We start from the raw sequence: 12,694 nt of genomic DNA on the forward strand, positions 1-12,694 counted from the left end.
CAACGGTGTGCCGCGAGTGAGGGCGGCGTGTCGCGGACGGGGACGGGACGCGGCTCCCACTCGTCGGCGATGATCCGTTCGACGACCGACGGACGAGAGGAGTGCTCGTGGGGTCAGCGATGCTCGGGGGTCTGCTGGTGGTGATGGTGCTGCTGTTCGCGGCCGCGCTGCTGGTGATCTGGCGGTTGTACGGCGATTCCGTCCGCAGGGCCGAGGATTCCGCGCGGCGGGCGGAGGAGGCGCTGCGGATGCTGGAAGCGGAGCGGGAGCGCGCCTCGCGGAACGAGGCGGCGCTGCGGCGCTACGAGGTGACCTTCGCCTCCAGCACCGGACGCGGCGAGTTGGGCGAACAGGCCCTGGTACGAACCACGCGGGCACTGGGACTGCGGGAAGGGGTTCACTTCACCCAGCAGACCGACCTCGCGGGCGGTGGTGCCGCCCGGCCGGACCTGGTGCTCAACGTGAGCGGGGACCGGCGCGTACCGGTGGATGCCAAGGCCAGTTTCGCCGCGTGGGCCGAGGCGATGGAAACGGACGATCCGGCGGAGCGCGACGAGGCACTGCGGGTGCACGCCCGCAACATCCGCGCCCGCGCCAAGGAGCTCGCGGGTAAGGACTACCAGCGTTGGGCCGACGCCATCTACGGCGCGATCATGTTCGTTCCCTCCGACGCGGCGGTGGTCTCGGCGCTGGACAGCGACCCGACACTGCTGGGGTGGCTGCTGGAGAAGCGGGTGTTCCTGTGTGGACCCACCGGGTTCGGGGTGCTGGCCTCGGCCGCGCTGTTCGCGGCGACCGAACGCACCATCGCCGCCGACATCGAGCGGATCCGCGCCCAGGCGGTGGAGGCGCAGCGGGCCGCGGCCTCGGCGGTGGAGGCGGTCAACCTGTCCGGCACCCACCTGCAGCGGTTCGTCTCGGCACGCCGCAGGGAGCTCGACGCGCTGGAGCACTTCCGGGGGGCGGTGCTGCCGCTGGCCGAGCTGAACGACGCCACCGGGGTGGCCGAGGTGCGTCGGACCTCGGAAGGACTGGCCGGTTCCGATGGACCGGCGGGTTCGGAGGAGTTGGCCGGTTCGGAAGGGTCGTCCGGTTCCGAGGACGAGGCGGGTCGCACCGACAGGGTGGCTTCCCGGAACGGGACGGGCGACGGCGCGGCGGAATGACCGGACGCGACGGCTGCCCGACGCTTCGGTCCTGTCGGAACACCGCACGGTAGTACCGCCTTGCCGCTCGCGGTATGCCCGAGGCGGGAGCAGGCTCAACCGGCGGTGGCGATCCGCTGCTGTTCGGCGAGGAAGTGCGCCGTCTCGGCGGTGCTCTCGTAGAGCGTGCGGTAGTGGCGGTAGAAGGCGTCGTAGCGTTCGGTGTTGGCCGGGTCCGGCTCGACCCGGTCGACCACCGGATTCCACTCGTCCGGGGCAACCGCCGTGCCGGTGGCCAACCCGGCCAGCAGCGCGTCGCCGTAGCAGGCACCCACCGTTTCCGTCGGGATCAGCTGGGTGCAGCCGGTCACGTCGGAGACGATGCGGGTCCACAATCCGCCCGTGGTGCCACCGCCCACCGCCACGAGTCGTTCGGTCGCGGTGTCCGAACCGCGCATCTCGGCGAGGTTGTGCCGCACTCCGTAGGCGATTCCCTCCAGGGCACCGCGGTAGAGCTCGGCCCGGCCGTGCTCGGTGGTCAGGCCGAACAGCATGCCCCGCGCGTCCGGGTCGAACACGGGGGTGCGCTCACCGGCGAAGTAGGGCAACAGCAGCAGCCCGCGGCTTCCGGCGGGAACCTCGGAAGCGGCGGCGACCAGCTCGGAGAACTCCCCGTCGAACAGGCCGCGCAGCCAGTCGGTCACCGCGCCGGAAGTGGCCATCCCGGCGGCCTGGGTGTAGGTGTCCGGGTGAACACCGCGAGTGCCCCACAGCACCGGATGGGGCCGGAGCCGTTCCACGACCCGCACGAAGAACATGGTGGTGCCGTACATCAGCATCACGTCGCCGGGATCGCGCACACCGGCGCTGCACGCCTCCGCCCAGGCGTCCACGGTGCCCACCGTGACCGGCAGCCCCTCCGGTAGTCCGGTCTCGGCGGCGGCGCGGGCGTGGACCCTGCCCGCCGTTTCGGTGGGCCAGGCCAGTTCGGGCAGTTCGAGGCCGGGTGCCACCGCGCCGGACCACTCGGGGGCCCAGCGTTTCCGGTGAAGATCGTAGATCGGATCGCACTGGCTGGCCGAGTGGTGGTCGAGCACGTAGCGACCGGTGAGGCGGTGCACCAGGTAGGAGCCGCACATCAGCAGTTTCGCGGTGCGGCGGTAGGTCTCGGGTTCGTTGTTGACCAGCCAGCGGATCTTGGGGCCGACCGCCTGGCTGCTCAGTGCCGAACCGCTGTGCCGCAGTATCTCCTCGGGGCCGAGTTCGGCGTTCAGTTCCACGATCTCGGCGGTGGCCCTGGTGTCCACGCCGTACAGGATCGCGGGCCGCAGCGGGTTGCCCGCCTCGTCGGCGGGCAGCAGTGTCGGCCCGATACCGCTGACCCCGAGCCCGGCGATCCCGCGCCGCTCGGCGGCGGGCAACAGCTCGGCCACCAGCTCCCGGAAGTCGTGCCACCAGATCGCCTCGGCGTCGTGCTCGACCCGCCCCGGTGACGGGCGGCTCGTGGCGTGTGCGCGCTCGGCCCTGGCCAGGATCTTACCGCTGGTGGTGGTCAGGACGCCCTTGGAGCTGGACGTGCCGATGTCGATTCCCAGCAGTACTTCTTCGGACATCGCTCCCACTTCCCGCAGCCGTCGCGAAACCACGGCGAACCCTCGGCCGTTCGGGTTTCCCGTCGATGTTCGGCGTCAATCTCCCACGAAACCGCCGCGCCGGTGAGGGTGATGCGGCACCGCGCGGCGTCAATTTCCCACGAAATCACCGCGTCGCTGTGACGCGGAGCCGAACCCCCACCACTCCCGCAAGCCGAGCTCCTACCACCTGGGCAGCCCGCACCACCGCGGGTTCTCCCGTGCGGCTCTCGCGAGGACGCCGGAGACGTTGTGTAGGTCGCTACCCGATGTCGGGCCTCCCCGCAGCGAGAGCCGTGCCAGAGGTTCCGCCGAGTGATCACCTCGGCAAACCGGGCGGCAAACTCCTCACCGCGTCCACTCTTCCAGATCGAGGTCGAGCAGCTGGGCCACGGCGCGCAGCTCGGTACGGTGATCACCCGGAACCGCGTGGATGTGGTTGGCGCCGAACCGGGACAGGAACGTCTCGGTGGGCACGTCCAACCGGGCGAAGGCGTGTGGCCACTCCGGGGTGGAGCGATCGACGAGCTCCGCCGTGGTCGCCGGGTCGAACTCGAGGAACTCGCCGAGCATCAGCTGCATGCGGTACCGGCCGTCCCTTCTCGTCAGCCTGCCCAGCGTCATGGTTCCGGGTGCCGCGATGTGCCGCACCGAAGCGCCGCCGGCGGGGAAGAAGAACACCTCGGGGCACAGCCGCACGCGGGAGAGGTTCTCCGCCGGATCGGCGCTGCGCGCGGCGAACCAGGTGGCGTGCTGCCCGGAGTTGCACAGGTCCCACACGTCGCGGTCGGGGTGGTAGTGCCGCACGTCCGCGAACAGCGCGGGAGTTCCCGCGACGTCCGAGAGCAGCTTCATGGTCAGCGCACCGTCCATATCGGCCTCGGTCGCGCAGATGTGGGGCCGCTTCGGCCCGTTCCAGTCGTAGGGATCGTTGAGCAGGGCTTCGGTGACGTCCATGGTCGCGAAGTTCTCGGTCAACTCCGGTTGCGCCTTGATGCCGGAGAAGTCCAGGCCGCGTTCGGCGATGATCTCGCGCACGGCCAGGTAGGAGGCGATCTGGCGTTCCAGCAGTTCCGGAGTGAGCTTGTCGCCGTCGTAGCGCACCTCGCCCGCGTACTGCTCGAACCACTCCCGCGCCTTGCGGACCTCGCCGGGGTCGGCGTGCCGGGAGCGCAGCACCAGCTCGTACTGGTCGATCTCCTCCACGTCGATCCCGAACGAGCGCTGCCACTGGTCGGTGTTGGCCACGGCGGTGTTCATTCCCATCGGTCGCCCGCCGAAGCGGCCGAAGGTCAGGCCGCGCAACCCCGAGGCGGCAGCGGCGGCGGTGGCCCTCGCGCCGATGTGGGACAGCGGTTCCGGATCGTCGGGCGCACCCCACGTCCTGGTGTGGTCGCGTCCGATCTGGTCGAGAGCGCCGCCCGCGGCCAACATGCCCACCAGTCCGGGCTCGGTCGGATCGGTGCTGGCCGCCAGCACCAGCGGTGTGTCGAGTGCCGAAGCGGCGAGCATGGTGAAGTGCGGGAAGGCCCAGACGGCGTAGTACAGCACGGTGACGTCGACGCCGGAGTCCGCCAGGCGCCTCCCCTGTGCGGTGGCGGCGATGTTGGAGTTCACCGGGTCACCGCCCTCGATGACCTCGTGGCCCGCCGCGCGCAGCGATCGCACCAGAACGCTCTGCTTTTCCCGAATGAAATCCGAATTTCGCTGGTGCACGTGTTCCCGGCCGTCGGAAATGCCGAGCACACCGATACGAGCCACGAAAACCCCCGAACTCCGGCGACAATGCCGGGAATCGTCGCGACGTGCCGTCGCCTGTGGAATGTTCCGAAACGACGGGTAGGTCGTTCGGCGAGAAATTATTCCCCTAGCGGAATGATGTCAATTCGACACTGGCACCAGAATTCTCGATCGTTTTTCGTGTTCGGCTCGCACGGCGGGCACGGGCACTATTCTCCCGTCGACCGGTAGGAGAACGCGGTGTAGCGCACCGCCGACCAGGGCGGCGCGTCGTCCGTGGGCAGCAGCCGCACTCGCAGCGTGTTCCGGCCTCGGGTGAGCTCGGCCGGGATGTCGAAACCGTCCTCCAACCACCGGTGCGCGCTGTTGCCCAACGGCTGCGACCAGATACCGGCTTCCCGACCGTTGACCAGCACACGAACCCGCTGATGACTGCTGCGCTGGTCGGCGAGTCTGCGGAGTCGCACCCCGGAGTTGTCCGGGTCGATCCGCACCCGGAACCCGATCTCACCGGTGGTCGAGGTGGTCGTGTACCGGTACGGGCCCGGATCGCGCCTGCCCTCGAAGGTGGCGGTGAGCTCCCGACGCGACTCGCCGAGGGCGCGGTAGTCGTGTGCCAGTCTGCTGAACCGGTCGCCCAGGTCGATCCGGTCGGTGCGCCGCATGGTGGAGACCGGGTTGCCGTACCAGTAGGCGGTGGAGCTGTAGCGCGCCGGCTCGTTGTTGGCCGGTCCGTGTTCGATACCGGCCACGATTTCGCTGTCGAACGACACCGCGTCGGACACGAGCAGCCGATAGGTCCCGGTGCAGTCATAGCGGCACCCGTCACCGGAGTACTCGTAAGCGGGATTGCCCGTCAGCGGCATGGCGAAGGTGGTGCCGCCCCGGAAGTACCAGCCCGACTCGTAGAAGTCCTCCGTTCCGGTGCCGTACCAGGCCGGACTGGCCGAGCCGTCCACGTAGAACCGCTCGTCGCCCTCCAGGTAGTTGCGCTGGTTGGCACGTGGGGAGGCCGAGGAACGCGGCCCCTCCGGAGTGCGCGCCACGCCGGGGGGAATCCTGCCGCGCATGGTGTGCGTCACGCCGTAGAACGTACCGCTGCCCGAGGTGGACAGGAACTTCCAGTCCTTGCCGGGCTCGGTGAGGCCCTGGCGGTGCGTGGCGTGGAAGTGGCCCGAGCCGGTCCCCGGCCCCGCACCCGCCGAGGGGGCGGCGGTCGCTTCGAGCACCGCGCGGCGGATCGGTACCGACCCCTCGTTGACCAGCTCGATCTCGGCCCGGCGCGCGAACGGCATGGGCCACCAGGAGGTGTACCACCCCTCTCCGGCGTCTATGGAGCTCATAAGTCTGCGCACGTCGTACTCACCGAGACCGGAGCCGAAGAACTCACCGATCGGGGCGTCGACGGTGGTGCGTCCGTCGAAGGTGATCCGCAACCGCACGTCGCGCAGCACCGCGTCGGAGTCCTCGACCCGCGCGCGCTCGTGCGGCAGCTGGGCCACCAGTTTGCGCCGCTGGAAGACCTGGTTGTCGATCCGGTAGTCGTGCGCCGCCTCGTCACCGGGATTGGCCGTTCCCACGTCGAGGACGTCGGTGCGGATCCAGTCGCCGTCCACCCTGCTGTGCACTTCGTAGCGGAACTCGTTGATGTCCACCTCGGCGGACCGGAACTCGTTGGTGACGCGCAGCTCGGTCCTGCCCCGGGTCAGCGGGGCGGGCACGGTGATCCGCTCGCGGCCCCACTCCCCCTGCCGCGCCGGGCCGCTGTTCCAGGTGCCGACGCGTTCGTCGCCGACGAGCAGTCGCGCCACCTGGCCTCCGACGTTGGCGTCGTAGCGGCGGGTTATCCGGACCCCGTCGTTGCCGGGTGCGATGCGCGCGTCGAAGGAGCTGGATCCGCCCGGGCCGAACGCGCGCCCGTCGTCGATGACGCGCGGTGCCGCCACGACGCCGGGGAGACGGAGCCGAAGTTCGTCGATCATCGCCGGCCCGCGGATCGGTTTCAGCGTGGTGGACTCGCCGGGGCGCAGCGAGAACCGGGAGCGCCGTTCCGCGATCGTGGGCGCGTCCGGTTTGGGATCGGCCACCCCGAACCGACGCAGCCGCCGGACCACGTCCAGCGCCGGGTCACGCGGGTCGAAGGTGGTGACGCCGTCCGCGTCGGCGAACGAGCGGTAGTCGACGTGGTAGAAGTACGGGTTCTCGTCCACGGTGATCCGCATGGACTCCCGGTAGGGCATCGGGACCTTGACGACCGCGCCACCGGAGGTGTCGCGCGCGTCGCCGACCAGGGGCCAGACGAACGGTGGCCCCAGTTCACCCGCCACGACGTCGGCGAGCGGGGCGTCCAGCACGGTCCGGCCGTCCAGTCGGATGTGGATGTCGCCGGTGGCGGTGACATCGCCCCAGGGGTCACGGGTGAACCAGACGGAGGTGACCTCCCCTGCTCCGGTGTGCTCCGCGATGACACAGCCGCGCTCGGTGGTGCGCAGGCACGAATGGGTTCCGTTGAAGCCGTCGTCGTTGCTGCCGCTCCTGGCGAAGCTGGAGAACTGCTTGCTGTTGCCACCGTGTCGGAGTCCGCCCAGCTCGTCCAGCGAGCGGTAGGTCTCCCAACCGACCGTGCGGCCGTCACCCGATCCGGCCGGTGTGCCGGGTTCCTCGGCACGGACGCGTTCCGAGGCGGGGTCGCCGGTGGTGGCCCCGAGGGTGCCGAGAACCAGCACGAACACGAGGAGAACGCGCGCCGCGCGCCCGCGAACGGCGGGCCCGGACCGGATTCCCGCGCTTGTTCCCACGGCCATCGTGTTCGCCTCCCGAATAGGAATCCGCGACCACGCTGCGGGAAGCCGCACCGGGGTCGATCCACTTCCCGGGAATTGTCGTACGATCGCGGTCGATTCCGCACCGAAATCCACATCGTTCGTTCGGGGGAATCGACGCTACGGGAAACACAGCGAAAAACCAGAGATCTTCACATTTCCGCGATGTTCGGCGACATCGGATCACCGATGCTCTCCGCCGGATTCGTCACCGCCGGATTCGTCACCGGGAATTCAACCGGCGATAAACCTCGGCGGCGTTCTCCCGGGTGACCAGCTGTGTCGGCAGGGTCCGCTTCCGGGGGACCGACTCGCAGTCGATCAGTATCCGCTTCGCGGCGGCTATCGCCTCCGCACCCCCGGTGGGATAGACGAACGTCGCCGACAGGCGACCCTGCCGCACCGCGTTGATTCCACCGGAGGGCGTGGGGAGCCCGTCGATGCCGACGAACTTCGTTCCCCCGGCCCGTCCTGCCGCCCGCGCGGCGAGGTGGGCGCCCTCGGCCATGGGGTCGTTGTGCCCGTAAACCGCGTCGATGCGGGGGTGGGCCTTGAGCATCGCCGCCATCTTCGACCGGGCCTCGGCACGCAGCCACTGCCCGTCCGCGGTGGCGATGATCTCGATTCCCGACCCCTTGATCCCGGCGCGGAAACCCCTGCCACGTTCGGCCGCGGGCGTGGAGCCGGACAGACCGCGCAGCTCGACGATTTCGCCGCCCTCGGGCAGCAGCCGCTCGGCGAGGTACTCGCCCGCCTTTCGGCCGATCTTCTCGTTGTCGGCGCCGATGAACGTGGAGTAGGAATCGCCGTTGACCTTGCGGTCCAGCAGGATCACCGGGATGCCGCTGTTGTAGGCCCTGCCGACCACCCCGGTAAGCGGGGCCGCCTCGTTGGGGCTGACGATCAGCAGGTCCACCCGCTTGGTGATCAGGGTCCGGATCTGGCTGACCTGTCTGGAGTTGTCCTGCGCGGCGTCGAGGAACTGCACCTCGTCGAACTGCTCGACCTCGGCGGCGGCACGCCTGATGTCGGCGTTCATCCGTACCCGGTAGGGCTCGGCGACGTTGGCCTGGCTGACGCCGATGGTGTACTCCTCGCCCGGTCCACCGCAGACCTCCGCCGAATCCGGTCCCCCACCGGCCCCGCCCGCGTTCGTGCTCGTGGTCCCGCATCCGGCACCGAGCAGCGCGACCGCGCAGACAGCCGCGAACATCGATCGCGTCCGAGAACTCATCCGGGCTCCTTTTCCACTACCGGATTTCCACTACCGGGAGGGCCACAGCCGCTGCGCGGCGGCGGCAGCCACGATCACGAGGCCCTTGATGACCAACTGCAGGTCGGTGTCCACTGTGTTGAGCGCGAGGATGTTGTTGAGCACTCCCAGCAGCAGCGCGCCCGCTATCGTGCCCATCATCGAGCCGCGACCGCCCGCCAGGCTCGTCCCACCCACGACCACGGCGGCGATCCCGTCCAACTCGTAGGAGATCCCGGCGTTGGGGCTGCCGGTGTTGAGCTGACCGGCGTGCACGATGCCCGCCAGGGCCGCGCACAGTCCGCAGATCCCGAACGCGATGATCTTGACCCGGTTGACCGGGACCCCCGAGGTCCTGGCCGCCTTCTCGTTGCCGCCGATGGCGTAGAGGTGGCGGGAGAAGGCGCTGCCCCGGAGGAACGCCACCGCGAGTACCGCGAGCACCGCGAAGATCAGCGCCGGGACGGGCACGATGCCGTCGAAGGTCCGCTCCCCCAGCAGCGAGAACGACAGCGGTGCCCGCCCCGCACCGGAGCCGTAGCTGATCGGCACGGTCTGTCCACCGGACCACAGGCGGGCCAATCCCCTGGCGATCTGCAGCCCCGCGAGCGTGACGATGAACGCCTGCACCCGCAGCAGCGCCACCGCCAGCCCCTGCAGCAGGCCGAACACCAGCCCGGCGAGCAGCACCACCGAGACCGCGGCGAGCATCCCGAAGTCGTCCTCGGTCAGCAACACGGCCGAGCCCACCGCCGCCAGCCCGAGCAACGATCCCACCGACAGGTCGATACCGCCGACGAGGATGACGAAGGTGAGGCCGATCGCGATGATTCCTATCTCGGAGATCGCCCGCACGAGGTTGAACAGGTTCTCGCTGGTCAGGAAGATGATCTCGCCGTCGTCGCCACGCGGCGAGAACACCACCGAGGCCAGGAAGACGAGGACGAGGCCGAACAGGCTCTGGAACCGCAGCAGCGCCTCGGCACCACCCGAACCACTCCGCCCCGCCCGTCGAGCTTCGCTCGGCCGAGTTCCGGACGACCGGTCCCCTGTCGACTGTCTCCCCGTCGACCGGCCCCCGCTCGTCGAGGTCCCGGCCCCTGTCTCCGGGGGGATGGCGTCCGGAGCGGATCCCCCGGTGGAGGTGGACGCGGAGTCGGTGGGCTCGTCGTCGGTGGCGCGCGAGCTCATCTCCCACCCCCGGTGGAAGCCACCGCCGGCTCCGCCGCGTCACTCCGATTTCCCATCGCGGCCGCCAGTAGCTCGGCCCGGCTGGTTCGCGAGCTGTCGAACTCGGCGACGGATCCGCCGTCCCGCAGCACCACGACGCGGGAACACACGTCGAGAAGTTCGGCGAGTTCCGAGGACGCGAGCAGCACCCCGATGCCCTGTCCGGCGATCTCGTCCAGCAACCGGTAGATCTCGACCTTGGCCGCCACGTCGACCCCCCTCGTGGGATCGTCCAACAGCAGCAGGGCGGGCTCGGTCAGCAGCATCCGTCCGAACACGACCTTCTGCTGATTGCCGCCGGATAGCGTGCCCACGGAATCGGACGTGGAACCGAGCTTGATACCGAGCCGTCGAGCGCTCCGTCGCGCGGTCCAGCTCTCCCGCCTTCCGGCGACCAGCCCGAGCCTGCCGAGCCGGGGCAGCACGGACAACACCGTGTTGGCGGTCACGGAGTGTTCGGTGACCAGACCACTGCCCGCCCGGTCCTCGGGCACGAGCGCGACTCCGGAACGCAGCGCCTGCCGGGGGCCGCGCGGCCGGTAGCGGGAAGCGTGCAACCGCACCTCACCGCGCCATTCGGCGCTCGGCCCCATCCCGTAGAGCGCTTCGAGCAGTTCGGTGCGTCCCGAACCGAGCAATCCGCACAGCCCCACGATCTCGCCACGGTGCACCGACAGGTCCACGCCCGCGGGATTCCTCCTGCCGTCGTCGCGCCCGCGGGGGCGCACCGCGAAGCGGGACAGCGCGAGCAATTCCCCGCCCGGACTCCGCCGAGTCGGTGTGAAAGCGGTGGCGAAGTCGTCGCCGACCATGGCGTCGGCTGCCTGCTCGGCCGTGACGCTGCGCGCGTCGAACTCGGCGGCCACCCCGCCGTCGCGCAGGACGGTGGCGCGGTCGGCGACCTCGCCGATCTCGTCCATCCGGTGGGAGATGTAGACGATCCCGGTACCGTCGCGGCGCAGTTCGGCGATCACCGCGAACAGCCTGTCCACCTCGCTTCCGGACAGCGCCGAGGTCGGCTCGTCCATGATCAGCACCGCGGCGTGTCGGGCCAGCGCGCGGGCTACGGTGACCAGCTGCTGCTCACCGATGCGGAGTCGTCCCACAGGGCTGCGCGGGTCGAGGTCCACCCCGATGCGCCGCAGCGGTTCACGGGTCCGCGCGTTCATCAGGGAACGGTCCACAGTGCCGCGTGCGGTGCGGGGCTCGCGTCCGAGGTGGAGGTTCTCGGCGACCGACAGCGCGGGTACCAGATCCAGCTCCTGCTGGATCATGGCGACCCCGGCACGTTGCGCGTCGCTCGGCCCGCGGAAAACGCGGGGTTTCCCGGCGATGCGGATCTCACCGGAATGGCCGGTGACATCGCCGGACAGCACCCGCATGAGGGTGGACTTGCCCGCACCGTTCTCGCCGAGCAGCGCGTGGACCTCACCGGCCCGCACGGTCAGGTCCACGCCCGAACAGGCCAGCACACCACCGAACCGTTTCGTGATCGCCCGTAGCTCCACCAACGGTGGTGCGGCGTCCATTGCGTCACCCCCTGCGGAACACGAGCGGATAACCGGTCGCTTCGCCCCGCCCGCTCACCCGTGTGCTGTGTCAAGCATCACACGATGTAACCGGGGCCCGCGCGCTCCGCCCGCGTCTATCACCCGATTCGGTGGCGATAACGAACAGGTCACGGGACTACCGCCATCGAGCGGGGGAAGCCGCTCGCCGCCGAGGAGCGAGCCACCGGGATTCGTGGACGTGTCGTTGCGACCGCACTGGACCGTTACGGTGACAAACGTGACCGCGACATCCGAGCGCAACATCCACAGCCCCGAAAGTCGTTCCGGACAGTTGGCACAACGGTCGGCTTTCGGAACCACCCGCGGCATCCCGTGGTGGGCGGCGTTTCTGCTGCCGCTGGTGCTGGCCGCCTTGTGTGCCGTGATCGACACGTTGATCTGGTCGGGCCCCGGTGTCGTTTTCACGTCGGGCTGCATCGTGGGCACCCTGCTCGCGGTCATGCTGGTTCAGCGCGGCAGCCTGTTCGGCCCGATGGTGCAGCCGCCGCTGGTCGTGGCGATCGTCATCCCGAGCGTGGTCTGGGCCATGGGGGTCGGTTTCAACGCGGGCGACGGCCTTCGCCAGGTAATGCTCTCGCTGGCCACACCGTTGATCAACAGCTTTCCGGCGATGGCAGCTGCGACGGCGGTGGCGATACTCGGCGGGCTGCTGCGGATATTCGTACTACAGCCGAGGAAGCGACGCGACGGGAACACGGCGGCGACCGAATCGGCTCGCGAGGAGCGGAGCGACCGCGACGGACGCGGTTCCAGGGCAAGGGGGGCCGAGCGGGCCTCCCGTGGTGGCCCCGGCGAGGGCCGCGAGAGCACGTCGAACCGTGGCAGAGCCGGTACGGCGACCGCGGATCCCGAGGACGCGGACGACCGGGCGGCCCGGAGGAAATCACCACGGTCCGGACAACGCGAGCAGCGTTCGGAATCCCCCGAGTCCTCGGGCCGACGCGGAGCTCCTCCCGGACGTGGTTCCGGACCGAGGACGCGCTCCGGGCGGCCACCGGAGCGAACCGACGGCGAAGCGCCCCGTGGTTCCGGCAGGCGCGAACGGGACGGCGGGAACCCACCGAACGGACGGGACGACCAGCGGTCAGGACGCGGACAACGGGGCGGTGAACCGCCCGAGAGCTCCGCGCCGAACCAGGACAGGCGTCCGGCGCCCCCGGGCAGGGGCAACGCGAAACGCCCCCCGCGCGAAGGGGACTCCCCTGGCGGGTCGGCGCGGCGGGGGCGGACCGAACCGCCGGGCAGGCCGCGGCGTCCCCGACGGGACGAGGGCTGATCGAGGCTTTCCGGCCGGGTCGCTCGC

The 12,694-nt window shown here is 70.0% G+C and carries 8 protein-coding genes; 2 read left to right on the forward strand and 6 right to left on the reverse strand.

The window, feature by feature from the left end:
• Window positions 1-107: 107 nt before the first annotated feature.
• A complete protein-coding gene (locus BM150_RS01010) occupies window positions 108-1,166 on the forward strand; it encodes a DNA recombination protein RmuC (protein WP_092923208.1) in 1,059 nt (352 codons plus the stop codon).
• Between the two features lie 95 nt (window positions 1,167-1,261).
• On the opposite strand, the gene BM150_RS01015 is transcribed toward BM150_RS01010, so the two are convergent.
• The 6 genes from BM150_RS01015 to BM150_RS01040 all read right to left on the reverse strand — a co-directional run bounded on the left by BM150_RS01015 (window position 1,262) and on the right by BM150_RS01040 (window position 11,349).
• Window positions 1,262-2,758 (reverse strand): FGGY-family carbohydrate kinase, encoded by a 1,497-nt coding sequence (locus tag BM150_RS01015; protein ID WP_092923211.1) that lies wholly within the window; start codon window positions 2,756-2,758, stop codon window positions 1,262-1,264.
• A 366-nt stretch (window positions 2,759-3,124) separates the two neighbouring features.
• Window positions 3,125-4,537: an L-fucose/L-arabinose isomerase family protein gene (locus tag BM150_RS01020; protein ID WP_092922363.1), complete on the reverse strand. Its 1,413-nt coding sequence runs from the start codon at window positions 4,535-4,537 to the stop codon at window positions 3,125-3,127.
• 188 nt (window positions 4,538-4,725) lie between these two features.
• Window positions 4,726-7,320 (reverse strand): glycoside hydrolase family 172 protein, encoded by a 2,595-nt coding sequence (locus BM150_RS01025; protein ID WP_092923213.1) that lies wholly within the window; start codon window positions 7,318-7,320, stop codon window positions 4,726-4,728.
• Window positions 7,321-7,561: 241 nt separating this feature from the next.
• Complete coding sequence (locus BM150_RS01030) at window positions 7,562-8,572, reverse strand: substrate-binding domain-containing protein (RefSeq protein WP_092922366.1); 1,011 nt, start codon at window positions 8,570-8,572, stop codon at window positions 7,562-7,564.
• A gap of 30 nt (window positions 8,573-8,602) precedes the next feature.
• A complete protein-coding gene (locus tag BM150_RS01035; protein WP_217641287.1) occupies window positions 8,603-9,781 on the reverse strand; it encodes an ABC transporter permease in 1,179 nt (392 codons plus the stop codon).
• Complete coding sequence (locus tag BM150_RS01040; protein ID WP_092922369.1) at window positions 9,778-11,349, reverse strand: sugar ABC transporter ATP-binding protein; 1,572 nt, start codon at window positions 11,347-11,349, stop codon at window positions 9,778-9,780. The genes BM150_RS01035 and BM150_RS01040 overlap by 4 nt, the downstream gene beginning before the upstream one ends.
• 259 nt (window positions 11,350-11,608) lie before the next feature.
• Here BM150_RS01040 and BM150_RS01045 point away from each other — a divergent pair, with 259 nt between their 5' ends.
• Window positions 11,609-12,667 (forward strand): DUF6542 domain-containing protein, encoded by a 1,059-nt coding sequence (locus BM150_RS01045; RefSeq protein WP_139219413.1) that lies wholly within the window; start codon window positions 11,609-11,611, stop codon window positions 12,665-12,667.
• Window positions 12,668-12,694: the final 27 nt, after the last annotated feature.

The sequence above is a fragment of the Actinopolyspora alba genome (assembly GCF_900112765.1).
GTDB lineage: Bacteria > Actinomycetota > Actinomycetes > Mycobacteriales > Pseudonocardiaceae > Actinopolyspora > Actinopolyspora alba.

Excerpts from the sequence above, each read along its gene's own strand:
- BM150_RS01015 (WP_092923211.1), bottom strand. The coding sequence starts at position 2,758 with ATGTCCGAAGAAGTACTGCTGGGAATCGACATCGGCACGTCCAGCTCC.
- BM150_RS01025 (WP_092923213.1), bottom strand. The coding sequence starts at position 7,320 with ATGGCCGTGGGAACAAGCGCGGGAATCCGGTCCGGGCCCGCCGTTCGC.
- BM150_RS01030 (WP_092922366.1), bottom strand. The coding sequence starts at position 8,572 with ATGAGTTCTCGGACGCGATCGATGTTCGCGGCTGTCTGCGCGGTCGCG.
- BM150_RS01035 (WP_217641287.1), bottom strand. The coding sequence starts at position 9,781 with ATGAGCTCGCGCGCCACCGACGACGAGCCCACCGACTCCGCGTCCACC.
- BM150_RS01040 (WP_092922369.1), bottom strand. The coding sequence starts at position 11,349 with ATGGACGCCGCACCACCGTTGGTGGAGCTACGGGCGATCACGAAACGG.